The organism is Humibacillus xanthopallidus (assembly GCF_006717145.1).
GTDB classification, from domain to species: domain Bacteria; phylum Actinomycetota; class Actinomycetes; order Actinomycetales; family Dermatophilaceae; genus Humibacillus; species Humibacillus xanthopallidus.
Genome location: NZ_VFQF01000003.1, coordinates 521,529 through 544,721, shown reverse-complemented (window position 1 = coordinate 544,721; position 23,193 = coordinate 521,529). Strand labels below are relative to the sequence as shown.

Below are 23,193 nucleotides of genomic sequence, written 5' to 3'. Positions count from 1 at the left end.
GTCACCGAGCCGGCCAGGCGGCATACCCTCGCGGGCATGACCCTCACGACGGTGCTGCTGCTCGGGGTGGCAGCCGTGCTCGTGGGGTTCGCGAAGACCGCCATCGGCGGAGTCGGCAGCATCGCCATCGCGATCTTCGCGCTCGTGCTGCCCACCAAGGAGTCGACCGCCGCGATCCTCCTGTTGCTGCTCATCGGTGACGTCGTCGCGGTGTGGCACTACCGGCGCGACGCCGACCTCGTCATGCTGCGGCGGCTCATCCCGGCAGTGCTCCCCGGCCTCGCGCTCGGCGCGCTCTTCCTCGCGTGGGTCGACGACGCGACGCTGCGCCGGTGCATCGGAGTACTGCTGCTGGTGCTCGCGGCGATGCAGATCGCCCTGAAGTGGCGCTCCCCCGACACGACCCGCATCGGCGAGTCCCGCCCTGCCGCGATCGGCACGGGGGTGGCCGCGGGCTTCGCGACGATGACGGCGAATGCGGCAGGGCCCGTCATGACGCTCTACCTCGTCGCGCAGGGGGTCGAGAAGCGGCGCTTCCTCGGCACGGCATCGCTCTTCTTCTTCGGCGTCAACCTCTGCAAGGTGCCCTTCAGCCTCGGGCTCGGTCTCTTCGACGGCGAGACGCTGTGGCGCACGCTCGCCCTCGCGCCGCTCGTGCTGCTGGGCACGTGGATCGGACTGCACACCGCCCGCCGCCTCAGCCAGACCCGCTTCGACCAGGCCGTGCTCGCGGCCACCGTCGTGTCGGCGCTGGCCCTCGTCGTGCGGTGAGAGCCAGCGACGGGTGACGCGGATAGTCTCGCGCCATGGGGGTCGGAGCAGGGGACATCAGGGAGCGGTTGACGCCGGTCGGCGGGAGGGTCGTGCGGTCGCTCCGAGTTGCCGCATCGGGTCTGGATGCTGGCGGGCCGCTCGTCGTCATCCTGCCGGGGCTGGGCCTACCGTTCTACACGCTGCCGACGGCTCGCTCGCTCACCGCCCGCGGACTCGACTGCGAGGTGCTGGACCTGCCGGGCTTCGGGTCGGCCCGACCGAGGCCGACCCGCCCCAACATCCACGCCATCGGGCTGTCGGCCGCCGGATGGGTCCGGGCTCGGGCCGCCGAGCGGCCGGTCGTCGTGCTCGGACACTCCACGGGCTCGCAGGCTGCGCTCACCGCGGCGCTCGCGCTCGAGGGCGTGCGCCACGGCTACTCCCTGGTCATGGCCGGGCCCACCTTCGCGCCCACGCGACGACACGTCGTGCCCCTGGCTGCGGTGACCCCCTTCGCCTACCGCGACGACGGCCCGCGCGAGGTCGACCCCGCTGAGATCGGCCACGGCCGCCTGGGCATCGCCCAGATGCTGCACTCCGGTATGCGTGATGCCCCCGAGCGCCGCATCGCCGCCCTGCGCGCACCCCTCACGGTGACGAGCGGGGTGCACGACGCCTTCGCCCCGGCCGCCTGGCTCGACACGCTGGCGACGTCTGCCGTGTCTGCTGCACGCACGCGGACATCACTGCTCGGCGGCTCGCACAACAACCTCTTCACCCACCCGGACGAGCTGGCCGACCTCGTCTGCCTCGCCGCGTCCGACGCACTGAGCTGGACCTGACCCGTCGAGTGGCCACTCCTGGTCGCCTCACCCGAGTCGAGAGGCCACAGTTGGTCGCCTCACTCGAGTCGAGTGGCCACTCCTGGCCGCCTGACGGGCGCGGACGGCATACCTCAGTCGTGTGGTTGCGGGTCTCGGCCCTGCCAGGTGCACACACACGCCTCGTTGCCCTCGGCATCAGCAAGGATCCAGAAGGCCGGCGCCTCGGCATCGGAGACGAGATGACCGCCGGCAGCGAGGGCGCGATCGATGCGGGCGAGCGCCTCGTCGTGGGCGACCGTGACGTCGAGGTGGATCCGATTTCGTTGTGGCCGTGGCTCATCCATCTGTTGGAACCACACGGCCGGCCCCAGCTGGAGGCGGTCCTGGACGTCGTTGCGGGCCACGGCCTCGTACCCGAGCACCGCCGCCCAGAACGGCTGCACCGCGTCGATGTCGAGGGCGTCGATCGCGATCTCGACCTGGGTGAGGCTGCTCGGTTCCGACACGAGCCCCAGCTCGGCGACGACCGCGTCGATGGCCCGGCCGAGGGTGACGTCGCGCTCGGTGACGCCGCCGACGTCGTGACTCGAGAGCACAACGTGCACGACGTCGTAGCGCAGGTCGACGTCCGGATGGTGCCCCTGCTCCTCCGCGAGCCGGCCGACCCGACCCACGAAGTCGAGCGCCGTGACGAAGTCGGGCGCCCGCACGGTGAGGTGCATTCGCTGGAGCAGGTGCCGCCACGCGGGCAGCGCCTCGGACGCCGCCTGTCGGCTCAGCTTTCCGGCCATCTTCCGACGATAGCGGACGAGCATGAGCCCCGGTTGAGGCGCATTCTTCAGGCCGCCCCTCCATCCGCTGTGCGGACATCCGCGGGCAGTCGCTCGAGGAACAGCTTGCATCCCGATCCGTGCGCGCCGATCGCCTGATGAGTCGCTGTCTGATTCGGCCTCTTCCTCGCCGGTAAAGCCAATCCGACATACCAACCAATGTGAGCGAGTGTCGACGAGGTCGCCAGACGAGCCACTTTCGGCGACTCGCCGAACAACGATTCGACCAGGCTTCGAGACAAGGGCAGCCGTATGTAGAGAATTCGGGCGCCGCTGCCTACTATCGGGCCACGAGCTGAGCGGAGGATCATCGCGTGCGGAAGACGACAGTTGCACTTGCAGTCCTAACCATCGTGCCGTTGACGGCCTGTTCTCAAGGGCCTAGCGGCGTCGTGCCACCCACGGTCACCGTCACCTCCGCCGTGACGGTCACAGCCATGTCCACCCCACAAGTCACGAGCGAGTCGTCTACGAGTGAGGCAACTCCCACAGGTCTGGAGACGAGTGCCGGATCCGCGCCCGTGCAGCCAGACAAGCGGGGCTCCGAGTTGGGCCTGGTCGACTTCTTCAATCCATCGAATGACTGGACGGAGGATCGCTATGACATTGGCAGCGCCAAGCAAGTTCGGGGGATCTCGACCGCAGTAAGCCAGTGCTCAGCCGATGCCTCCACGACTCTCGAGTTGAGACTGGCAAACAACTTCGATTCGTTGGAGTTTCGCGCAGGCCAAGGAAATTCGTCTGCCGTGTCAACGCAGACACTGCTAGTAGCCGTTACCTCCAACGGACGTCAAGCGGAGATCAAGCGCGTTCCATTCAACTCCGTCGTCCCGATAAGGATTGACGCTCGAGGCGTCAATGCATTGATTATCCAACTATATAAGGACAAAGTTAACGAGTACTGTGAAAGCGGATCGCTGACCGCTGTACTGACCGACGTGCGATTGACCTAAGTCGAACTTCCGTGATCGTCAGTAGCATTCGCGCCTTCTTCACGAAGCTCTCGCCAGTAGCCCAGTTTATTGTCAAGGCAGTCTTCCTGCTTGGGGCTCTCGGGTCGATCGCTGGGGGCTATTACGCGTGGAAACAATCCACGCAGGCTCCGGACCAAGGGGGAACAAGCCGGGTTGCGCCTCAGTCGATCGCTCCGGGAACTGGCAGCAACCCAACCAACCCTCCTCACGACATCTCCACCGCTGCGCCCTTGGCTGCCCGATGGCAACTTGGGACCTGCCTGGTGGGCGAGAATCCGACCAATTGCTCGTTACCTCATGACGCGGAAGTTTTCTCACAAAACGGAGATTGTTCTGCCGCCGAACTCATTCGATACGCTGGAGGCCACCCAGATATCGAAGTACTACTAAGCCGCCTAGAAACCCGTCCCATAGAGTCCGGCGCCCTGGACTGCCAGGTCTCCGGGCTTCGGGGACTTGATTATCGAAGCTCCATTCGCGGAACCTTGGGCAAAAGCTCGGGCGACGCCTTAAGACGCTGCACGGATCCCGGGACAACCGAGGAGACGCCCTGCTCGAAACCACACCGCCGCGAGGTTTTCTACTTCGGACCCATTTCTGAGAGCTCCGGGGTCGCCTGCGAGCAGAGACTCAATGAGTACATCGGCCGCGTGAGCCAAGATCTTTTCAAAGATATTGAAATCGCCGACGGACAGATCGACGGCAACTATTTCTGCGCAGTCGATGTCAGGGGATCTAACGTGCTCACGGGTTCAGTTCGATCTCTTGCGGACAACACGTTGCCGATTGCCCCCGCGGTGCGCGATTAGTGCCGATGTCTAGGGCGGTCTGACTGTCAGACCCGCGTCGGGATCTGGTCGACGTACTTCGCCCGACGGCGTGGCACCCTTCCACGCGACGACGAAGGCTAGAAGTTTGTGTTCAGGTTCTTGACCGAGTGGCCTCTCGGCCATACTCCGAAGGTAGACGGCCGACAGGGCCAATGGGAGTCCACGCGGGCTAGCATCGCGAGCATGCCTCGCTACCGGTTCCTTGATGCCCTCGGCGATGTCGTCGCGGAGGGCGACCATGCCGACCATGCTGAGGCCCTCCTCTGGGCGCGTGACGAGGAGGAGACCGAGGACGGCGTGAACCGGGTCGAGTACCTGGGGCCCGATGGCGACTGGCGCTGGGCCGGCCCCCTCCAGAGCTGACCTGACCCCCGATTCGAGGTGATCGCGGCACCCACGTGGGGCACAGGATCACCTCGAACCGCCGTCCGACCCCGCCCGGTCGAGGTGATCGCGGCACCCACGTGGAGCACAGGATCACCTCGATTCGGGAGGGGGATCACACGGTGAAGGCCTCGCGGAAGCGCGCGAGCGCCAGCTCGGGGTCGCTCGAGGCGAAGGCCTCGAGCCCGACCGGTCCCTTGTAACCCATCTCGACGAGGGCCCTGGCCACCGCGGGGTAGGCGATCTCACCGGATCCCGGTTCGCACCGCCCCGGCACGTCGGCGACCTGGATCTCGCCGATGAACGGCAGGGCCCGCCGGCAGAGCTCGATGAGGTTCCCCTCGCCGATCTGTGCATGGTAGAGGTCGAGCATGAGGCGCAGGTGCGGGCTGTCGACCGACTTCACGAGGGCCAGACAATCGGCAGCGGTCGCGAACGGGACGCCCGGGTGGTCGACGGCCGTGTTGAGGTTCTCGAGGACGAAGGTCACGCCCGCGCTCTCCCCCAGCTCGGCGATGCGTGCCAGCGTCGAGCGGGCGGTCAGCCACATGTCGCCCGTCACCACCGGGTCGGCGCGCACCGGCAGGCCTCGGTCATCGAGTCCCGTGCCGTGCAGGTTGAGTCGGGGGATGCCCAGGCGTTGCGCCACGGGCACGGATTCCCTTGCGGTGGCGAGCAGCTCGTCAGACCCCTCGGCGTCACTGAGGCGCCCGCGCACATATCCCGTCATGGACGAGTAGACGACACCCTCGTCGCGCAGAGCCACCAGCTCCTCGATATCGTGCCGCGTCCAGTCCCAGATCTCGACTTGGAAGCCGAGGCCATGGATGCGGCGCACCCGCTCGGCGAAGGGGAGGTCGACGAAGACCATCTCGGCACTGACCGCGAGCGTGAAGGGGCTCGCTCCCGTCGTCGTCATCAGGCACCGACCCGGTCGGTGTCGCGGACCGTGACGGTGCCACCGGTCTCCACCGACTCGACGCAGGCGAGCGCGATGCGCAGCGCCGCGCGCGCGTCCCGGCCCCCGACGGGTGTGGGGGCGCCCCCGCGGACCGCGGCGCAGAACGCTGCCAGCTCAGCGGCATACGCGCTGTCGAAGAGGTCGGTGTCGGCGCGTGCCGTCGGGCTCGAGACGCCCGTGGCGCTCCAGTGGCTCGTCGTGAGATGAGCCGGGCTGCCGGCCTGGACCATGCCCGCCGAGCCGAAGACCTCGGCCCGCACGTCGTAGCCGTATGCGGCCGAGAAGCTCGCCTCGGCGACCGCGATGGCGCCGTTGTCGTAGCGGATCGTGACGACGGCCGTGTCGAGCAGCCCGCCGTCCTTGAACTCGGGCGCAACGAGGGCGTCGGCCATGACGCTGACCTCGACGGCCGTGGCGCCGGGGTTGAGCCAGTTGAGGGCGTCGAAGTCGTGGATCAGCGTCTGGGTGAAGATCGTCCACGGCGGCACGCCAGCAGGGTTGGCGAGGCCGGGGTCGCGCGTCAGCGACCGCAGCAGCTGCGGCGCGCCGATGCCACCGGACGTGACGACGTTGTGGGCAGTGGCGAAGTCGCGAGCGAACCTGCGGTTGAAGCCCACCTGCAGGGGTATGCCGTTCGCCTCGGCCGCGCCGATCGCGCGGCCGGCGTCGGCGAGGGTCATCGCCATCGGCTTCTCGACGAAGACGGCCTTGCCGGCCTGCGCGGCAGCGACGACGAGATCGGCGTGGGCCGTGCTCGCGCACGTGATCGCGACAGCCTCGATGCGGGGGTCGTCGATGAGGGCCTGGCTGTCGGTGAGCCACTCGACCCCCAGCGCATCGCCGAGCCGCTTGGCGGAGGCCTCGAACGGGTCGGCGACCGCGACGAGCTCGGCCTCGGGGAGGCGGCGCGCCAGGGTCGTGGCGTGGTAGGTGCCGATGCGGCCGGCGCCGATGAGGCCGACGCGGACGGGGTCGGGGATGGACATCGCTTCTCCTTCGTGGTTGCGCGACTAGAGCGCTCTAGTTGCTCCAGTGAAGCGGCTCGCTGGCCACAGGTCAAGAGGTTGCGGGGAACTGGGTAGAGCGCTCTAGACTCTCGGCATGGCATCTGAGCGGGTCACCATGGAGGACGTCGCTGCGCGGGCCGGCGTCTCTCGGGCCCTGGTCTCGATCGTCTTCCGGGGCGTCGCCGGCGCCTCCGACGCCACTCGCGAGCGGGTGCTCGCTGCGGCGCGAGAGCTCGACTACCGCCCGGACACCCGAGCGAGCCGGCTCGGCCGCAGCCGCACCCGCACGGTCGGAGTGACCTTCTCAGTCGGCGCGACCTTCCACGGTGACCTGTTGCAAAGCCTCTACACGCATGCCGACGCCGCGGGCTACGAGGTCGTCCTCAGCGGCGTCACACCTGATCGCACCGAGTCGGCCGCCGTCGACACGCTGTTGGCCGAACGGTGCGAGGCGATCGTCGCCCTCGGCAGCACTCTGGCTGCCGGCACGCTCGCCCGCCTGGCCGGACAGCTGCCCGTCGTCAGCGTGCTGCGTGCCGTCTCCGGCGATGTCGACGTCGTTCGCACCGACGATGCGGCCGGCCTGCAGCTCGCCGTCGCCCACCTGGTCGAGCTCGGCCACGAGCACATCGCGCTGCTCGACGGCGGACGCGCGGCGGGCGCGGCCGAACGACGTCGAGGCTATCGGACGGGGTTGCGGCGGGCCGGAGAACTTCGGGAGCTGGTCATTCCTGGCGGCCTCACGGAACTTGAGGGCGCCTCTGCCGCAACGGAATTCCTCGCACTTGGACGTAGTCGCCCGACCGCAGTCGCAGCCTTCAACGACCGCTGCGCCCTCGGATTCATCGACGTCGTGCGACAAGCAGGCCTACGCGTCCCCCACGACGTGTCGGTCGTCGGCTTCGACGACATCCGCCAGGCGGCATACCCCCATGTCGGCCTGACCACGGTGCGCCAGGACGCCGAGCGGCTCGGCGCCGCGGCCATCAGGACGGTCGACGAGCGGCTGACGGGCGCCGCCCCGGGTCCGGCGACGGTCATCGATCCCGAGCTCGTGGTCCGCACGAGCACCGCCCGACCGCCCAACCGCGCCAAAGACCCCAGTTCGAGGTGATCGCGGCACCCACGTCAGTGCCGACATCACCTCGAATCGGGGACAATCCCCTGCCGGTTCGAGGTGATCGCGACACCCACGTCAGTGCCGACATCACCTCGAATCGGGGACACTCCCCTGCCGGTTCGAGGTGATCGCGACACCCACCTCAGTGCCGACATCACCTCGAATCGGGGGTCCAGCCGGACTCAGGCGGGGCTCGGCGGTGGGGCCGTGGTGCCGCGGACGACGAGGTGGGGCTCGAGCACGACGTCGGCCGGCGCCGTCCGATCACCCTCGAGTCGCTCCACGGCGGCGGTCACGGCAGCCTCGGCCATCGCGTGCGGCGCTTGGCTGACGGTCGTGAGGTCGATGGTCGCGAGCCGGGCCACCGGGCTGTCGTCGTAGCCGACGACCGAGACGTCGCGAGGCACGTCCAGCCCGTCGCGGCGGAACCGGTCGAGCAGCCCGAGCGCGCAGCGGTCGTTGAAGGCGATGACCGCCGTCGGGGGGTGGTCGAGCAGCCGCTGGGCGGCGGCCACACCGTCCTCCTCGGTGTCGCCCCCTGCGAGGGTGCGCGGGGCGGCCACCCCGGGCAGGCGCTTCATGGCCTGGCGATACCCCTGCCGGCGCAGCGTCGTGATGGCACCGGGTCGCCCCTCGACGAAGGCGATCTCGCGATGCCCGAGCCCGGCGAGGTGCTCGACGGCGAGCCCGACGCCGACATCGTCCGCGGCGCGCACGACATCGACGCCCGGTGACGTGACGCGACGGCCGATGGCAACGACTGCCTGACGCTCTCCCAGCTCGGCGAGCTCACCCGCCGTCATCGACGGGCCGAGCAGGAGGAGCCCCTCGCAGCGGAAGTCGAGCAGCGACTCGACAGCACGCCGCTCGCCACGGGTGCGGGTCAGTGGGCTGACGACGACGTCATAGCCACGATCATCGGCGGCCGCCTGGATCTCCTCGAGCAGCTCGGCGTGGAAGGGGTTGCTGACATCCATCGTCACGCCGAGAAGCTGGGTGCGGCGGCGGGCTAGAAGGCTGGCCGCGGCGTCGGGACGGTAGCCGAGGGCACGCGCCGCGTCGAGCACGGCCTCGCGAGCCGCTGCACCTGGCCCCGGCTTGCCGCGCAGGACGAGCGAGGCCGTGGCGGTCGAGACGCGAGCGCGAGCTGCGACGTCCTCGAGACGCGGGCGGGGCGGCATACGAGCTCCTCGAAGGCTGGACGGACGGGTGGCGCGAGTTTGTCAGAACAAAGTGTTGACACGGTGGCCAGTGGCTCTGCACACTGATCTCACCACACTTTAAAGCGCTTTAAAAGCGCAGGGGCCCCTGCTCCGCAAGTGATGTTCAGAGAGGCACATCATGACCCCTTCACCGATCGGCGTCGCCGTCATCGGCGCCGGCATGGCCGGCCGCGCTCACTGCGCCGGATACCGCACGGCCCCAACACTTTTCGACCCACCGCTCCCGCCCATTAGGTATGCCGCCGTGATCGACGCGAACGAGGGCGTGGCCAAGGATGCCGCCGAGCGCTACGGCTACGAGCGCTACGGCACCGACTGGCGCGAGCTGCTCGAGGCCGACGACGTGCAGGTCGTCAGCGTCGTCGTCGCCAACCACCTCCACCGTGAGATCGTCGAGGCGCTGCTCGCCGCCGGCAAGCACGTACTGTGCGAGAAGCCGCTCGCGGCCAGCCTCGAGGACGCCACCGCGATGGTCGCCGCCGCCGAGGCGCACCCCGACCTCGTGAGCGGCGTCGGCTTCGTCTACCGTCGCCAGCCCGCCGTTGCCGCCATCCGCGACCTGCTGACCAGCGAGCTCGGCGAGGTGTCGCACTTCAACGGCCGCTACTGGTGCGACTACGCCCGCAGCTCCGAGACGCCGATGGCGTGGCGCTACAAGGGCGGACCCGGCACCGGTGCCCTCGCCGACATCGGCAGCCACCTCATCGACCTCGCCGAGTTCGTCTGCGGCCGAATGACATCCGTGAGCGGTGGCGTCTTCACGACGAAGGTGAAGGAGCGTGCGGTGCCGCTCGGCACGACCTACGGCCACGCCAAGGCGCAGCTGAGCGACGTGCGCGAGCCGGTCGAGAACGACGACGTCGCCACCTTCACGGCGCACTTCGAGTCGGGCGCCGTCGGCACCTTCTCGATCTCGCGCATCGCGCCCGGTCACGCCAACTCGCTCGCCTTCGACCTCATGGCCGAGAACGGCGCAGCCAAGTGGGACATGGACCGTCCGGCCGAGTTCTCCGTCATCCGCCAGCTGCGCGGCGACGGCTTTGACGGCTACAACCAGGTGCTCGCGGGCCCTGACCACCCCTACGTCAAGGGCGGTCTGCCGATGGACTTCCCCGGCTGCTCCTACGGCGTCGGCGACCTCTTCGGCTACCAGGCCCGCGCGTTCCTCGAGCAGGTCGCCGGCATCGAGGGTGGCCTGCCCAAGGTCGCACCCTTCGACGACGGCGTGCGCGACCTCACCATCATCGACGCCGTTGCCCGCTCGGCCGCCGCCGGCGGTGCGACCATCTCTGTCAGCTGAAATCCCCCACCCCACAAAGACGTTCGGAAGGATCACCATGCTCATCGGCGCCTACAACGCGTGCCTCGGCGACAAGCCCCTCGGCGAGGCCCTCGACATGATCGCGAGCCTCGGGCTCACGAGTGCCGAGATCAACTCGGGCGGCTTCCTGCCGCCGATCCACCTGCCGGTCGAGGCCCTGCGCTCGAGCGAGGACGCCCGCCAGGAGTACCTCGGCGAGTTCAGCTCACGCGGCCTCACGCTGACGGCCCTCAACTGCAACGGCAACCCGCTGCACCCCGCCGCCGGCTTCCCCCACTCGCAGGACCTCATCGACTCGATCGAGCTGGCGTCGCTGCTCGACGTCAAGCGTGTCATCACGATGTCGGGCACGCCGGGTGGCGAGCCGGGCACGTCTGTCCCCGTGTGGAACCCGCTGCCGTGGTGGAGCCCCTTCCTCGACGTGCAGGACCACCAGTGGAGCGTCGCCGTGCCCTACTGGAAGGACATCGAGGCCCGCGCCGCGGCTGCCGACGTCAAGGTGGCCATCGAGATGCACCCCGGCAACATCGTCTTCAACCCGCGCACCCTGCACCGCCTCGTCGAGGAGACGAACGCGACGCACATCGGGGCGGAGATGGATCCGAGCCACCTCTTCTGGCAGGGCATCGACCCCGTCCTCGCCGTCGCCGACCTCGGTGAGCTCGTCTACATCGCGGCCGCGAAGGACACCCGCATCAACGAGGCGGCCAAGGTCAACGGGGTCATCGACGACAGCTTCTACCGCGTCGCCGAGGGCGAGCCGGGCTACCTTCCCCTCGGGGGAGGCTCGACGCTGAGCGGCTGGCCGAAGAACTCCTCGTGGGACTTCGTCGCCGTCGGTCGCGGCCACGACACGGCCTACTGGACCGAGTTCCTCCGCGCACTGCACAAGGTCGACCCCGACATGCCGGTCAACATCGAGCACGAGGACCAGGAGCTCGACCAGATGGAGGGGCTGCGCTTCGCCGCCAACACCCTCCTCGAGGCCGAGAAGGCGCTCTGACCCATGGCTGACGGGGCAGTCTCACCGACGGTGGCCGAGCCGCTGCGCATCGGCATCCTCGGCGCCGCCCGCATCGCACCCCTCAGCATCGTCGGTCCGGCTGCGGCCACGGGGCAAAGCCTCGTGGCCGTGGCCGCGCGCGATGTGGCGCGCGCCCGGGCGTTCGCCTCGGAGCACGGCGTCGAGCGGGTCCTCGAGTCGTATGCCGCAGTCATCGACGATCCCGACGTCGAGGTGGTCTACAACCCGCTGCCCAACTCGCTGCACGCCGAGTGGAACATCCGCGCGGCCGAGGCCGGCAAGCACGTCCTGTCGGAGAAGCCTGCTGCGCTCAGTGCCGACGAGGCGGTGCGGGTGCGCGATGCTGTCGCGGCTGCCGGCGTCGTCTTCATGGAGGCCTTCCACTACCCCTACCACCCACTCTTCCAGCGGGTCTGCCAGCTGCTGGCCGACGGCGCGGTGGGCGACGTGCAGCACGTCGAGGCGATCCTCAGGATGCCGGCGCCGCCCGCCTCCGACCCGCGCTGGTCGAGCGAGCTCGGCGGCGGGTCGACGATGGACCTCGGCTGCTACAGCCTCTCCGCGCTGCGGCTGCTCAGCCCGTATGCCGGTGGAGAGCCTCGCGTCGTGAGCGCCTGGCGCGAGGACCGGCCCGGCCGCCCGGGCGTCGACGAGCGCCTCTTCGTCGAGGTCGCCTACCCCTCCGGCGCGACCGGTTCCGGCGGGAGCGACATGGACTGCTCCGAGCGCGACTTCCACCTGCTCGTGCGCGGCAGCGCTGGCGAGATCTTCGTGCCGGTGTTCCCGGTCCCCCACGAGGGCGACTCGCTCGTGTTGCGACTCGACGGGCAGCCGGAAGTCGTCGAACACCTCGGTACGAGGTCGAGCTACACCTACCAGCTCGAGGCCTTCGCCGACGCGGTGCGCCGTGGCAGTCCTGTCGTCACCGACGCGGACTGGTCGGTCGGCAACGCGCGCCTCGTCGAGGACGCGTTCGCCGCGTGCCGTTGACCGACGTATGCCGTGAGGCCGCCCCTCGCTGTCAGGGCGGCCTCACGCGTCTGCGACGAAGTGCTCTTTCGATCGAAAGGGGTTGCGACACAGTGCAAAGCCCGATCGAGAGAGCAATCCCTCGGCTCGCAGATCGCTCTCTCGATCGAGCAGGTTTGCCCTCGAGAAGGAGCGCAAACGGGTCAGTGCTGGTGGGCACCGTTCCAGCTGATCTCCCACGTCGTGTTGTCACCGTGCTGCTGCGTCCAGAAGGTGCGCCAGGCGGGCGAGGTCGTCGGCTGCGGCACCTTGGCGCCGAGCAGCCCGCCGACGGAGGCGTCGCCGTCGGACACGTGGATGCCGGTGATCTCGTTGTCGCCGTCGTTGTAGGACGGGCCGCTCATCGAGTCGAACGTCGCCGACGCGTCGCGCCCTTCGGCGAGGAAGCGGACGGGCTGGGGAGCGCGACCCCGCTCGGCGGCATACGCCTCGCCCTGCGCGCGGTCGGCGAGGTGGAAGACGTAGCCCGAGTCGAGCGCGTTGCGCTGCGTGTGCAGCCCGTCGCCCGCGTCCTCGACGACGAGCAGGTCGTCGGCGGTGGCGAAGGAGATGTTGTCGAAGCCGGTGTGCTCCTTGTCGCCGACCGCGGCGATCGCGATGCGGCCGGTGTCGGCGCTCGCGCTCGCCTGGCTGATGCGGAAGACGCCGCCGTATGCGCCGGGCAGGGTGCTCATCGCCGTCGTGTCGCCCGTCTCGGTGAAGTAGAACTCCTTGAAGCCCGCGCCGGGACGGAAGACGCCGTTCTCGGGGCGCTTGAGCGGCGTGGCGCTCGCGGCCTTGGCGGCCGCCGTGGCGTCGAAGGAGCTGCCCGCGCCGGTGTGGATCGTGACCCACCTCGTCGCGAACGACGTTCCGTACGAGTGCAGCCGGCCGATGAATGGGTCTGACGGGTTGGACTGGAGCTGCGCCGTCGTGGCAGGTGACCCGTCCTCGCGCTCGATCTGCAGGGCCTGCAGCGAGCCGCCCTTCGTGAGGTCAGACTTGTCGGTCGGCACGAAGCGGTAGACGAAGCTGTTGGGCACCTTGCCGCCGCCGGCACCAGCGCCGCCGATGTCCTCGACGATCCACACGTTGCCGTCGGCGTCGTTCTGGATGCCCTCGTAGCCGCCCGAGCCGAGGGCGCCCAGCCGGGTGGCCTTGCCACCGTCGACCGGGTCGCCGTTCGCGTCGAGGCCGACGGCGAAGACGCCACCCTTGGGCGAGCTGGACTCCGCCGTGAGGAGCAGCTGCTGGGTGAACGGGTCCCACGTGATGCCGTCGATGGTTGGGTACGCGTTGCCCGCGGTGTCGATGTCGGAGATGAGCGTGACGTGGCGCCGCGGGTCCGTCTCGTCGAGGTTGACGCGCGTGACGTAACCGCGCGGCCCGAGCTCGTGGCCCTGGTAGAGGTAGTGCTTGCCGCCGAGGACGAGGTAGACGTTCTTGTCGGGCTCGGTCTTGTGAGCCTCGTTCGTCGCCTGGGTCAGCGGTGCGCCGTCGAGCGTGTTGTAGCCGTAGTGGGTGACCCCGTTGGCGGTGTCGGGGTTGGTGAGCGGCAGGTTGCCCCACGCGACGGACGTCTCGGTGGCCGACGGCGTCAGCACGGTGCCCTGGATGCCGAACTTGGGGTTGGCGTTCGGCACGTTGACGACCGGCAGCCCGGCGTGCGCCTCGGCGCCTCCGCCGAGGGAGAAGGCTGCGACTGCCGCAAGGGTGCTGGCGAGCGCGGTCTTGACGATGGTGCGACTGTTCACGGTTAGCCTCTCGTGTGGCGGGCATCGACCCGCCAAGGGATGATCTGGAGACGCACTCACCCTGTCGGCTGAGGCTGGGAGCATCCTTCGGATTCCGTTAACTGCGAGCACAATTCGACCGAATGGAGAGTGAAGTCCGGGCGACCACCATTCACCCGGCGCGGCAGGGACCGCCGACCGGAGTCGTGTTGGCCACGACCCGCAGGAGGCCTCGTAGGATCGCCTCACGCCCGTTCCCTCGTGAGAGAAGACGCCCCATGACGATGCCGGTGAACGTCGACAACTTCGTCCGTGTCGAGACCGCACGCATGCTGGCTGACATCCAGCAGAGTGCCGGCGGGGTCAACCTCTTCCGCCACAACCGTGAGCCCGCTCCGATCGACGAGCAGACCGTGATCCGCCTCAACCGCGACACGCTCTACAGCTTCGCCGTCGTCGACCTCGCCCGAGGCGCCGACCTCACGCTGCCCGAGACCGACGGCCGCTACCTCTCGGCCATGGTGGTCAACGAGGACCACTACGTCGTCGACGTCTTCCACGACCCAGGCGTCCACCACCTCACCGCCGACCTCGTGGGGTCTGGCCATGCGCTCGTCGCCGTGCGCACGCTCGTCGACCCCAACAACCCTGACGACCTGGCCGCGGTTGCGGCCATCCAGGACGGCGTCGTCCTCACCGCCGGATCGAGCGAGCCCTTCGAGGCCTCCGACTACGACACGACGTCGCTCGACCAGACGCGCGGCGCCCTGCTCGATCTTGCCCGCAACCTCTCCTCCTTCGACCGGGTGTTCGGCACCCGCGATGAGGTCGAGCCGGTCCGGCACCTCATCGGCACAGCGGCAGGCTGGGGCGGGCTCCCGACCAGCGAGGCGGCATACGTCGGCGTCGACCCGAAGGTCGCTCCCGGCAGCTACGTGCTGACGCTGCGGGACGTGCCTGCCGACGCGTTCTGGTCGGTCAGCGTCTACAACGCCGCGGGCTTCTTCGAGCCCAACGCCTCGGGTCGCTACACGCTCAACAGCGTCACGGCGGATCGCAACGACGACGGCTCGGTGACGGTCCGGTTCGTGCCGGACGACTCCGTCACGGGCTCGAACACCATCCCCGTGCCCGGCGAAGGGTGGAACTACCTCATCCGCCTCTATCGTCCGCGCGCCGAGTTCTTCGACGGCTCATGGGTGCTGCCGACGCTCCAGCCGTCGCCCGAGCAACCCTGAGGCTCGGCCACTTCCGCGCGGAGGCGGCCAGCGTCCCTTGCCTTGGACCGCACTCCAACGCCTAGCGTCGACGGAATGACCGACACCTTCCCCCTCGCAGACCGCACCGTACGACGCGTCGGCTTCGGCGCGATGCAGCTCCCCGGACCCGGCGTCATGGGGCCTCCACGTGACCGCGACGGGGCGCTGCGGGTCCTGCGTCGTGCCGTCGAGCTCGGCGTCAACCACATCGACACGGCGCAGTTCTACGGGCCGGGCGTCAGCAACGAGCTCATCCACGAGGCCCTGCACCCGTATGCGGCCGAGCTGGCGATCGTGTCGAAGGTCGGCGCGCGCCGTGACACGTCCGGGGCGTGGCTGCCGGCGCAGCACCCGGCCGACCTGCGGGCCGACGTGGAGGAGAACCTCCGAACCCTCGGCGTCGACCGGCTGACGGCCGTCAACCTGCGCCGCATGGACGAGCACGTCGAGGGTGCGACGGACGTTCCCCTCGAGGACCAGGTGGGTGAGCTCGCGGCCCTTCGTGACGAGGGCAAGATCGCCGGCGTCGGGCTGTCGACGGTGTCGGCCGCCGATCTGGGCGCCGCTCGGACGATCACCGAGATCGTCTGCGTGCAGAACCCCTTCAGCCTGGTGGACCAGAAGGACTCCGATGTCCTCGAGGCCAGCGCCGAGGCCGGCATCGCCTACGTGCCGTACTTCCCTCTCGGATCAGCGTTCCCGCACCTGCCCAAGGTCACGGATCAGCCTGCCGTGCAGGCGGTGGCCCAGCGGCGTGGCGCGACGGCCGCCCGGGTCGGACTGGCGTGGCTGCTCGCTCGGGCCGACAACGTCCTCCTCATCCCCGGCACGTCGTCGGTCGCCCACCTCGAGGAGAACATGGCCGTCGCCGAGCTCTCGCTGACACCCGAGGACCTCGCCGAGCTGGCCTCGGCCGCCTGACGCGCGCAGGGGCCTGGCGAGGCGGCGGAGGCGGGTGGCGGAGGCGGCGGAGGCGGGTGGCGGAGGCGGCGGCCGGCGTCGGCGCGGCGTCAGGAGCCGACGGCCGCCCGCAGGGCGCGGTAGGACGCGAGCAGCGCCGCCCGCTCCTGCGCGAGCAGCGGGCTGTCGAGGTCGCGTCCCGAGTGCACCCAGGCGTCGGAGTGCTCCATCGCGAGGACCCGCTGACGGGCGGCCTCCCGCACGGTGTCGCCCGGCACGTCGTAGACGTAGGAGTAGAGGCTCACCAGCGAGTCGACGAGCGGCTCCTCGTCGCCGACGATGCCGTACTGGTGCTCCCGGTGCAGCCGCCACCAGTCGACCTCGCGCCGGGCGGCCTCGGCCGGGTCCAGGCCGTGGTCGCTGCCCCGGAGCACGAGCGCGTAGAAGCGGCGCATGTACTCGCGCGCGGCGTCGGCGTCGTTGTCGGGGTAGGGCGCCCACTTCTGGTTGGCCCGCAGGACGTAGTAGGCGCCCTGCAGCGTGCGGGTGCGTCCCATGCCGAAGCCCTCGTGGACCATCGCAAAGGCTGCCTTGAGGAAGGCCCACCACTCGTGGCGGTAGTACGACGCCCAGGCGTCGGTCTCCGCGTTGCCGACGGCGTCGGGATCAAAGGTCCAGGGTCCCCGCTCGCTGCTCACCGTCCCATCATGGCGCGTCAAGGGACCGCGTCCGAGGGGTACGTGAAGGCCAGCGATCCTCTGGCCGCCGGGCGGCAGCGCTGTCGACCCGGCGGCGGAGAAGATCGACTCGAGAGTCCCTGTGCGCAGCGCCGTGTGCCCGACCCGAAGCGGAGACCCAGCATGGCCGTGCAGACGCCGGTACGACACCGCAGGCCCTACCGCGGAGCGCACCTCATCACCCGCCTCATCGGGCCCGCGACCATCGCGGCGCTCGTCGTCGCCTTCGCCCTCCTGTGGGTGGCGGCCCGGCCGGCCGGGGACTCCGGTCCCTTCATCGGGCAGCTCATCGGTGCCGAGGGCGTGCTGCTCCTGTCGGTCGGGCTCGTCCTCATCAGCACCCTCCGGTGGGTCGAGCAGTTCTTCGACGGCGTCGACAAGGCAGCGGTCTGGCACCGACGGGCCGCCATGACCGGCACGATCCTCATCGGCGTGCACATCGCCACCACCGGCAACCCCAACGCCACCCCGCTCGGCCCGACCCTCGGCACGATCGGCATCGTCGGCCTCGCCACCCTCACGGTGTGGGCCATCGCCCCGCGGTGGCGCTCGATCACCCCTCGGCCCTTGCGGCAGCCGGTTGAGCGCGTCATGTCGACGGCGCCCGTGCGCCTCGTCGGCCGCTGGGTCGGCAGCTACGGGCTGTGGCGCGGCTTCCACCGCCTCACCGGCATCTTCCTCGCCTTCGGATTCGTCCACGGGTTGATGGACTCGTCGGTCTTCGGCTCGCAGCTGCTGCGCTGGTCCTACGTCGCGGTCGGCGGTGTCGGGTTGGCGTTCTACCTCTACCGCGAGCTCCTCGCGCGGCGCCTCGCGCACACCCACGACTACGAGGTGTCGTCGGTCGAACCCATCGACGACTTAGCATTCGAGATCTGGCTGCGGCCCCTCGGCGAGCGCTTCTCGTTCCGGCCGGGCCAGTTCGCGCTCGTCAACCTCGAGGCTCGCGACGGCTGGCACCGACACCCCTTCACGATCGCAAGTGCCCCGCAGGAGAAGGAGATTCGCGTCACGGTGCGCGCACTCGGCGACTTCACGTCGAGCATCGGCGAGCTCGTCGCGCCCGGTATGCCGGCCGTCATCAGCAGCCCTCAGGGGCACTTCGACTACACCCGCGGCACCGAGCACCAGGTCTGGGTCGCCGGCGGCATCGGGGTCGCACCGATGCTCAGCTGGCTTCGCTCTGTCGAGCCGGACATCCTGCCCCACCGCGTCGACTTCTTCTACACCGCACGCGGCCCGGCTCCCCTCGCCGACGAGGTCGCCCACCTCGCGAGCCACCACGACGAGCTGCACCTGCACGTCATCGACACCGAGACCTCCGCGCGGCTCACGGCGGAGATCGTGCTCGAGAGCGCCGGCGTCGACGCCCACCAGCTCTCGGCCTTCCTCTGCGGGCCTGAGCAGATGGTCAACGCGATCCAGCGCGACCTCCTGCGGGCCGGCGTGAAGCCGGCGAACGTCCACCGCGAGTTCTACAACCTCCGCTGACAGGCAGCCTTGGCCAGCAGGCCCCACCGGTGCTCCGGTATGCCGTTCGGCCCGTCCGCGCTGGCAAGTTCGGTCGCGCGTCGTCCTCCGTTTCGGTGACACGGAGCTGTCGGTGCCTCGGCGGCGGCGGGCAGCTCGACGCCAGAGGGGTGCCACCCGGTCTCGGGTCCACCGTGATGCGGCCTGCGCGCCGCACGCCGATGTGGTGGACGGTGCCCAACCCGAGACTGGCGCCCTCGCCCGGTGGCTGCGTCGACAGGAACCTGACGAAGACCCGGGGCCGGTCGGCGTCGGCGATCCCCTGGTCGTCGTACTCGACGACGACCAACGGACGGGGGCCTGCGCCGTCCCCAGGGTGATCGCCCCCTTGCCGTCCACCGCGTCGAGGGTGATATCGATGAGGTTGGTCCAGCCTGGTTCAACTCGCTCGCGTAGCTGCCGAAACGCGTTGGGCCGGGGGAGCTCGCTCGATGCACACGCGCGGCGGTTCTCGCTGACGCGGGAAGGAGCAGTGTGGACTCGAGCCCAGCCCCGCCGGGTAAAAGCCTCCAACCGGCGCCCCATACCGCCGCGACGCGGCAGTGTCCTGCCGCCGCTTGCGGGATCTGGCTCCGTGCGCGGAATCAAGCGGGTCGACAGTTGCCATGTGGCCCGCCGGTGCTCGGCCAAACCCCTGCGACCGAGCGTGGCCTTTGGCTCGTCATCCTCAATTCCAGCTTCCGAGAGCGCTAGCTCTGGCTGCGGTCGATCTCGTCCAGTGTGCGGAGCGCGCGCTGGGCTGCCTGGGCAAGATCTGGAGAGCCATTCGACGCCACCCGCTGGAGCTCTAACCGGGCGGTGTCGGTGCCGATGCTGCCGAGGATCTCGACGAGAGTTGGCGAGGGCTCGTAGGCAGTGAGTCCTTCGTGGATCAGTGGCACCGCACGGTCGCCAGCCTTGACGAGGAAGATAGCCGCGATCGTCTGCTCATTCTCGCTGCCTTGGTTGACCGCGTCGACAAGCCTCCGACCGGCCGCCGCGCGACCGGTCAGCCGCCAGGCCGAGCCCGTCGCGAGGACCTTCGCAGAGGAGGCCGCACCCACCCTGGCAAGCCTATCGGCGATCGCGGATCACAATGCGGCGGGCAGGTCGTGCTGTTGCCAGTACGCCGGGTTGTTGGTCGCGCCATGGTCGAACCACCCATTGACGTAGGAGGTGACCTTGCCTCGGTAAGCCGCTGGAGGGGTGAAGGTCTGTCCACCTCGGTCGGCGATGATCACGAGGTCGAGGCGGACCCTGATATCGATGATTCGCTGGATCTGGGTGAAGTCCGGGAACCATTGGGTGTGGACCGGCCAGCTGAGCAGGACGAGGCGTTCGAACTCCGCGCCTCCGCGGGTGGCGAGGTTGGCCACGGTTCCACCGTGACTGTGTGCGAACAGGTCTGGCTGCTGCAGCCCCTGGTCCACGAGCCAGGCGGCCAGTTGCTGCGCCGCCAGCTGCCGGGCGGGATCGCTGTAGAGGCCGCTCCACCCGAAGCTCGGGTCGTGGAGGTGAAGCGGCGGAACCAGCGCGTCCAGATAGGTGTAGAAGTCGCCGCCGGGACGCCACCAGCGGGTCTTGGCCGCGAACGTCCCGTGGGTGAGGACGGCCGTGTGTGAAGGACGGTCCGTGCCGGTCAGTTCTGCCGCGCGGCCAACGAGGTGGGCCAGCTTGTCATGCCCCGGGTTCACTCGTGAGAGTCCGATCCGCGCGATCTGCCGGGTCAGAGGATCCCTGGCGTCGGCGCCGTCCACGAGCGTCGCCACGACATCGGTTCGCTGCGCCCCACCCGCCGTGTCGAGCGCAGCAACCGCTGCCGAGGCGCGCACCAGGAGGCTGTCGCTGTGCAGGCTTACCTCGACCAGGGCAGCGGCGGTCACCGCGTGCGGCCGGTCGATGAGACGTTGCGTCATCTCGGCACCCAGCCCCGAGGGGAACCTGCGTGCCGGAGCGGAGACATAGGACTTCGCATCGACCTCGAGGGGGGCCACGGCCTCCTCGAGGCTGACGCCACCGGTCTTCTCGATTTGGCCGAGCTCCGGCGGAAGCCCGAGCGCCTCCGGCGAGTCGAGGCGCTCCCAATGGCCACCGACCGCTGCTCCGGCCCCCAAGACGATCGCTGCCTGGCTCAATCGCGCATCACGCCCGCTCGCGCGGAACGCGTCCGGGCCGGGAATCGGTGTCGCCTCTCTGAAATCACTCACCCCATACACCCTGTTCCTCTACGAGACCCCGGTGTCGAGCCCTGGTGTCTTGTGGCTGATCGCGACGGTTCGGCCCAGGGCCCTTGATCAGGCTAGAACGACGCCCACCAACCACGCCACCGAAGTGCGCATCACGATGTGATGGCGACAGACATGAGAGCAGATCCGGGTGTGTGCCGAAGGGCGCGCCCGCTATCGCAGACCGACGCACATCGTCGGTGTGCCATGAGGCGGCAAGGGCACCCACACCGAAATGTGTTCGCCTCATGCGCGCGGGCCAAGCCACCGGCTTCAGCGACAGCTTGGACCGTCGAGTACGTCCTCGATTGAGGTGGCGACGACGGCCCATTCGAGCCAGCGCTCCAGAGTCGCCGAACGAGTATGGTGTCCGGTCGAGGCGCGTTCATCACCGGCAGCGACATCCTCATGGATGGCGGCGGGACCGCCTCCCACTTCTACGCGCCCCTCGGCGGGCAGGCCTCCACCCCGAAGGGCGACCCCGTCCACTGAGAACAAGGACCGCGCGGGCACCAGAGGCCACCCGGGTCGAGTCCGGACGGCTCTAAGCGTGCGAGGCTGTCAGCAATCGCTTCGGAGGTGCCGTCATGCTCGAACCGCTCTTCTTCGCCCTCGGAGTGGTCAACAACCTCGCCCTGATCAGCATCTTCATCCTGCGAGACCGACGCCTTGACCTGATCCAGCGCTACGGCTGGCTCTACCTCCTACTCGCCCTCCCCGCCACCTACGCCATCGTCCTCGCACGGCAGGAACAGCAACCGCCGCAGTACACGATCTTCCTCATCCTCTACCTGGCCTTCCTCGCGGTCGAGGCACTGTACGACTGGGTCCTCAAGATCCCCTTCCGCGAGAGCATGGACTGGCGCCTCCTCGTGCCATACGTCGCCCTGTACATCTCGTCCAGCTACGGGTTCGTGGTCATGGTCTGGAAGGACTCAGTGCCCGGCGGGTTGCTCATGCTGCTCCTCACCGTCGGGCAGTTCATCGCCAACGCGGTGACACATCGGCGCGGATGACCCGAAAGAGACACGCAGACGGTCGATGCGCGCACGGCATCCGCTCCAGGACCAACACGGCCACCCTCCCGACCACCAACGGCCGCCCTGACAACGACCTCAAGCACCCGCCTCACGGGATCAGCGCGAGATCCGACCAGCCTCACGCCGCCGTAGGTCGACATATCTGATGACCTTGCGCGGCTGCTCCCTGAGCCCATAGCTGCTGCATGCCGGAGCCTTACGGGCGTCGGAAGGTCAGCCCCGGACATGGATCAGTTCCGCGCCGGCGCTCCCTGCGGACGGCGCGCCCAAACAGGACACGCGTCGCGATCGACGCGGCTGCCCCCGAGCAGGGTGCTGCGTCGGTCCCTGTGTCATCGAGCGCACAGACCGACGCGTGACGAGGGGTCATCCTCGAAGGAACGACCAGGAGTGGTCACTCACTTGCAAGGAGGCCCCGATGAAAACCACGACCGCCCAACGGAGGCGACACCAAGCCCGTGGGGGCGCACTCGCTGCAGCGGGGTTGGCCCTTGGGCTCGGCCTCACCGGCTGCGCCGCCGACACCCCTCCGGCCGCCTCCACCACCTCGACTGCGACCACGACCACGACGACCGCAGCCTCGGCGCCTGGGACGAGCTCGGCGACTGCTGCGGCTGCCCCGACCACGACCGAGCCCGAACGCGACATCGTCCTCGCAGGCCGACACTTCCGGGCCCGATGCGACGGCAGCGGACCCGCGGTCATCGCCGTGGCCGACTATGGGCAGTCCATGGACGACACGGGGTCCGACCTCCACAACCTGGCCCCGCAGGCTCGGGTATGCCTCTACGACCGTCTCGGCGTCGGCCGGAGCGACTCGGCGCCGCAGGTGCAGACCTTCGCCTCCATGGCCGATGACCTCGACGGCGTCATCTCCGGGCTCGGGCTCACCCGTCCCGTCGTCGTGCTCGGTAACGCGCTCGGCGCTCCCATCGCGCTCACCTGGGTCAGCCGGCACGAGAAGGACGCCCGGGCGGCGGTGCTCATCATGCCGACCCCTCCCGGCTTCATGGGCCCCCACGGGGCACTGCCCAGGCTGCTGCCTCCCAAGGACCCGGGCGACCCCGAACTGGGCAGCCTCTGGACCAACCTCGACCACTTCAACGACCCCACGCACAACCGCGAGAGCCTCGACCCCCGGTCCTGGGACGCCTACCTGCGGCTTCCGCCGACGTCCACGCCGCTCTACGACCTCGTCGGGGCTGCGCCGCAGTCGTGGCCGGCGGCGGTCGATGCGAAGAAGGTCAACGGGGCGTGGCAGCAGGGCCAGAGCCGGTTGCTGAAGTTGTCCCCGTCCTCCCAGCTGGTCACCGTCGCGAAGGAGACGGACTGGCCGGCGGCCGTCAAGACAGCCCTCGAGCGCTCGCTCCAGAGCTGACCATTTGTCGACGAGAATGCGCGGCCCTCAGCGGTCGCCGCGAGGTCTTCTGGTCGCGCGACCAGCGACGGTGGTACTTTGCGCGGATCGGGGCCGATGCCAGGTGCACCTGATGGAGGACTTCGCTGATGTCGCTCAAGAGCCGGTCGAGAA

22 protein-coding genes are annotated in these 23,193 nt (G+C 69.2%); 14 read left to right on the top strand and 8 right to left on the bottom strand.

The window, feature by feature from the left end:
- Positions 1 to 36: 36 nt before the first annotated feature.
- Together FHX52_RS20520 and FHX52_RS20515 are read left to right on the top strand one after the other, a co-directional pair.
- Complete coding sequence (locus FHX52_RS20520) at positions 37 to 771, top strand: sulfite exporter TauE/SafE family protein (RefSeq protein WP_141824225.1); 735 nt, start codon at positions 37 to 39, stop codon at positions 769 to 771.
- A 35-nt stretch (positions 772 to 806) separates the two neighbouring features.
- Positions 807 to 1,595 (top strand): alpha/beta fold hydrolase, encoded by a 789-nt coding sequence (locus tag FHX52_RS20515; RefSeq protein WP_141824224.1) that lies wholly within the window; start codon positions 807 to 809, stop codon positions 1,593 to 1,595.
- A 113-nt stretch (positions 1,596 to 1,708) separates the two neighbouring features.
- Here FHX52_RS20515 and FHX52_RS20510 read toward each other — a convergent pair whose 3' ends face one another.
- Positions 1,709 to 2,368 carry a VOC family protein gene (locus FHX52_RS20510; protein WP_141824223.1) on the bottom strand — a complete coding sequence of 220 codons (660 nt, stop codon included), beginning with the start codon at positions 2,366 to 2,368 and terminating at the stop codon, positions 1,709 to 1,711.
- A gap of 1,003 nt (positions 2,369 to 3,371) precedes the next feature.
- On the opposite strand from FHX52_RS20510, the gene FHX52_RS20505 reads away from it, so the two are divergent.
- Positions 3,372 to 4,190 carry a hypothetical protein gene (locus FHX52_RS20505; protein ID WP_141824222.1) on the top strand — a complete coding sequence of 273 codons (819 nt, stop codon included), beginning with the start codon at positions 3,372 to 3,374 and terminating at the stop codon, positions 4,188 to 4,190.
- Positions 4,191 to 4,394: 204 nt separating this feature from the next.
- Positions 4,395 to 4,574, top strand: a complete 180-nt coding sequence (locus tag FHX52_RS20500) for a hypothetical protein (protein ID WP_141824221.1) — start codon at positions 4,395 to 4,397, stop codon at positions 4,572 to 4,574.
- 136 nt (positions 4,575 to 4,710) lie between these two features.
- On the opposite strand, the gene FHX52_RS20495 is transcribed toward FHX52_RS20500, so the two are convergent.
- Together FHX52_RS20495 and FHX52_RS20490 are read right to left on the bottom strand one after the other, a co-directional pair.
- Positions 4,711 to 5,514 carry a TIM barrel protein gene (locus tag FHX52_RS20495; RefSeq protein WP_141824220.1) on the bottom strand — a complete coding sequence of 268 codons (804 nt, stop codon included), beginning with the start codon at positions 5,512 to 5,514 and terminating at the stop codon, positions 4,711 to 4,713.
- Entirely contained in the window at positions 5,514 to 6,542 is a 1,029-nt protein-coding gene (locus FHX52_RS20490; protein ID WP_141824219.1) for a Gfo/Idh/MocA family oxidoreductase, read from the bottom strand. The genes FHX52_RS20495 and FHX52_RS20490 overlap by 1 nt, the downstream gene beginning before the upstream one ends.
- Before the next feature lie 115 nt (positions 6,543 to 6,657).
- Here FHX52_RS20490 and FHX52_RS20485 point away from each other — a divergent pair, with 115 nt between their 5' ends.
- Positions 6,658 to 7,677 (top strand): LacI family DNA-binding transcriptional regulator, encoded by a 1,020-nt coding sequence (locus FHX52_RS20485; protein WP_141824218.1) that lies wholly within the window; start codon positions 6,658 to 6,660, stop codon positions 7,675 to 7,677.
- A gap of 188 nt (positions 7,678 to 7,865) precedes the next feature.
- Here the strand turns inward: FHX52_RS20485 and FHX52_RS20480 are convergent, their stop codons facing one another.
- Positions 7,866 to 8,864 (bottom strand): LacI family DNA-binding transcriptional regulator, encoded by a 999-nt coding sequence (locus FHX52_RS20480; RefSeq protein WP_141824217.1) that lies wholly within the window; start codon positions 8,862 to 8,864, stop codon positions 7,866 to 7,868.
- Between the two features lie 160 nt (positions 8,865 to 9,024).
- Here FHX52_RS20480 and FHX52_RS20475 point away from each other — a divergent pair, with 160 nt between their 5' ends.
- From FHX52_RS20475 to FHX52_RS20465, 3 genes are read left to right on the top strand one after another with little or no spacing between them, the layout of a single operon-like run.
- Positions 9,025 to 10,206 carry a Gfo/Idh/MocA family protein gene (locus FHX52_RS20475; RefSeq protein ID WP_141824216.1) on the top strand — a complete coding sequence of 394 codons (1,182 nt, stop codon included), beginning with the start codon at positions 9,025 to 9,027 and terminating at the stop codon, positions 10,204 to 10,206.
- 37 nt (positions 10,207 to 10,243) lie between these two features.
- Positions 10,244 to 11,230: a sugar phosphate isomerase/epimerase family protein gene (locus tag FHX52_RS20470; protein WP_141824215.1), complete on the top strand. Its 987-nt coding sequence runs from the start codon at positions 10,244 to 10,246 to the stop codon at positions 11,228 to 11,230.
- Between the two features lie 3 nt (positions 11,231 to 11,233).
- Positions 11,234 to 12,241 carry a Gfo/Idh/MocA family protein gene (locus tag FHX52_RS20465; RefSeq protein WP_141824214.1) on the top strand — a complete coding sequence of 336 codons (1,008 nt, stop codon included), beginning with the start codon at positions 11,234 to 11,236 and terminating at the stop codon, positions 12,239 to 12,241.
- 182 nt (positions 12,242 to 12,423) lie between these two features.
- Here the strand turns inward: FHX52_RS20465 and FHX52_RS20460 are convergent, their stop codons facing one another.
- A complete protein-coding gene (locus FHX52_RS20460; RefSeq protein WP_185747409.1) occupies positions 12,424 to 14,013 on the bottom strand; it encodes an alkaline phosphatase PhoX in 1,590 nt (529 codons plus the stop codon).
- Between the two features lie 257 nt (positions 14,014 to 14,270).
- Between FHX52_RS20460 and FHX52_RS20455 the strand changes: the two genes are divergently transcribed.
- Together FHX52_RS20455 and FHX52_RS20450 are read left to right on the top strand one after the other, a co-directional pair.
- Positions 14,271 to 15,230 carry a DUF1214 domain-containing protein gene (locus FHX52_RS20455; RefSeq protein ID WP_141824212.1) on the top strand — a complete coding sequence of 320 codons (960 nt, stop codon included), beginning with the start codon at positions 14,271 to 14,273 and terminating at the stop codon, positions 15,228 to 15,230.
- A gap of 75 nt (positions 15,231 to 15,305) precedes the next feature.
- Positions 15,306 to 16,172 carry an oxidoreductase gene (locus FHX52_RS20450; protein WP_141824211.1) on the top strand — a complete coding sequence of 289 codons (867 nt, stop codon included), beginning with the start codon at positions 15,306 to 15,308 and terminating at the stop codon, positions 16,170 to 16,172.
- An 89-nt stretch (positions 16,173 to 16,261) separates the two neighbouring features.
- Here the strand turns inward: FHX52_RS20450 and FHX52_RS20445 are convergent, their stop codons facing one another.
- Positions 16,262 to 16,849: a hypothetical protein gene (locus tag FHX52_RS20445; protein WP_141824210.1), complete on the bottom strand. Its 588-nt coding sequence runs from the start codon at positions 16,847 to 16,849 to the stop codon at positions 16,262 to 16,264.
- Positions 16,850 to 17,011: 162 nt separating this feature from the next.
- On the opposite strand from FHX52_RS20445, the gene FHX52_RS20440 reads away from it, so the two are divergent.
- Entirely contained in the window at positions 17,012 to 18,379 is a 1,368-nt protein-coding gene (locus FHX52_RS20440; protein ID WP_185747408.1) for a ferredoxin reductase family protein, read from the top strand.
- Positions 18,380 to 19,107: 728 nt separating this feature from the next.
- On the opposite strand, the gene FHX52_RS20435 is transcribed toward FHX52_RS20440, so the two are convergent.
- The gene (locus FHX52_RS20435) at positions 19,108 to 19,461 is read right to left on the bottom strand and encodes a hypothetical protein (protein WP_141824208.1); all 354 of its coding nucleotides are present in this window, start codon (positions 19,459 to 19,461) and stop codon (positions 19,108 to 19,110) included.
- Between the two features lie 27 nt (positions 19,462 to 19,488).
- Entirely contained in the window at positions 19,489 to 20,604 is a 1,116-nt protein-coding gene (locus FHX52_RS20430) for an alpha/beta fold hydrolase (protein ID WP_141824207.1), read from the bottom strand.
- Between the two features lie 381 nt (positions 20,605 to 20,985).
- Here FHX52_RS20430 and FHX52_RS24610 point away from each other — a divergent pair, with 381 nt between their 5' ends.
- The 3 genes from FHX52_RS24610 (at position 20,986) to FHX52_RS20415 (ending at position 23,040) form a co-directional block, all read left to right on the top strand.
- The gene (locus FHX52_RS24610; RefSeq protein WP_281288041.1) at positions 20,986 to 21,114 is read left to right on the top strand and encodes a hypothetical protein; all 129 of its coding nucleotides are present in this window, start codon (positions 20,986 to 20,988) and stop codon (positions 21,112 to 21,114) included.
- A gap of 95 nt (positions 21,115 to 21,209) precedes the next feature.
- Positions 21,210 to 21,638, top strand: coding sequence for a hypothetical protein (locus FHX52_RS20420; protein ID WP_141824206.1), 429 nt, complete (start codon positions 21,210 to 21,212; stop codon positions 21,636 to 21,638).
- A 442-nt stretch (positions 21,639 to 22,080) separates the two neighbouring features.
- Positions 22,081 to 23,040: an alpha/beta hydrolase gene (locus FHX52_RS20415; RefSeq protein ID WP_141824205.1), complete on the top strand. Its 960-nt coding sequence runs from the start codon at positions 22,081 to 22,083 to the stop codon at positions 23,038 to 23,040.
- Positions 23,041 to 23,193: the final 153 nt, after the last annotated feature.

What these genes read in the sequence shown, in the direction of transcription:
- FHX52_RS20520 (WP_141824225.1), top strand. Translation starts at nt 37, where the DNA reads ATGACCCTCACGACGGTGCTGCTGCTCGGGGTGGCAGCCGTGCTCGTG.
- FHX52_RS20515 (WP_141824224.1), top strand. Translation starts at nt 807, where the DNA reads ATGGGGGTCGGAGCAGGGGACATCAGGGAGCGGTTGACGCCGGTCGGC.
- FHX52_RS20510 (WP_141824223.1), bottom strand. Translation starts at nt 2,368, where the DNA reads ATGGCCGGAAAGCTGAGCCGACAGGCGGCGTCCGAGGCGCTGCCCGCG.
- FHX52_RS20500 (WP_141824221.1), top strand. Translation starts at nt 4,395, where the DNA reads ATGCCTCGCTACCGGTTCCTTGATGCCCTCGGCGATGTCGTCGCGGAG.
- FHX52_RS20495 (WP_141824220.1), bottom strand. Translation starts at nt 5,514, where the DNA reads ATGACGACGACGGGAGCGAGCCCCTTCACGCTCGCGGTCAGTGCCGAG.
- FHX52_RS20490 (WP_141824219.1), bottom strand. Translation starts at nt 6,542, where the DNA reads ATGTCCATCCCCGACCCCGTCCGCGTCGGCCTCATCGGCGCCGGCCGC.
- FHX52_RS20485 (WP_141824218.1), top strand. Translation starts at nt 6,658, where the DNA reads ATGGCATCTGAGCGGGTCACCATGGAGGACGTCGCTGCGCGGGCCGGC.
- FHX52_RS20480 (WP_141824217.1), bottom strand. Translation starts at nt 8,864, where the DNA reads ATGCCGCCCCGCCCGCGTCTCGAGGACGTCGCAGCTCGCGCTCGCGTC.
- FHX52_RS20475 (WP_141824216.1), top strand. Translation starts at nt 9,025, where the DNA reads ATGACCCCTTCACCGATCGGCGTCGCCGTCATCGGCGCCGGCATGGCC.
- FHX52_RS20470 (WP_141824215.1), top strand. Translation starts at nt 10,244, where the DNA reads ATGCTCATCGGCGCCTACAACGCGTGCCTCGGCGACAAGCCCCTCGGC.
- FHX52_RS20465 (WP_141824214.1), top strand. Translation starts at nt 11,234, where the DNA reads ATGGCTGACGGGGCAGTCTCACCGACGGTGGCCGAGCCGCTGCGCATC.
- FHX52_RS20455 (WP_141824212.1), top strand. Translation starts at nt 14,271, where the DNA reads ATGACGATGCCGGTGAACGTCGACAACTTCGTCCGTGTCGAGACCGCA.
- FHX52_RS20450 (WP_141824211.1), top strand. Translation starts at nt 15,306, where the DNA reads ATGACCGACACCTTCCCCCTCGCAGACCGCACCGTACGACGCGTCGGC.
- FHX52_RS20440 (WP_185747408.1), top strand. Translation starts at nt 17,012, where the DNA reads ATGGCCGTGCAGACGCCGGTACGACACCGCAGGCCCTACCGCGGAGCG.
- FHX52_RS24610 (WP_281288041.1), top strand. Translation starts at nt 20,986, where the DNA reads ATGGTGTCCGGTCGAGGCGCGTTCATCACCGGCAGCGACATCCTCATG.
- FHX52_RS20420 (WP_141824206.1), top strand. Translation starts at nt 21,210, where the DNA reads ATGCTCGAACCGCTCTTCTTCGCCCTCGGAGTGGTCAACAACCTCGCC.
- FHX52_RS20415 (WP_141824205.1), top strand. Translation starts at nt 22,081, where the DNA reads ATGAAAACCACGACCGCCCAACGGAGGCGACACCAAGCCCGTGGGGGC.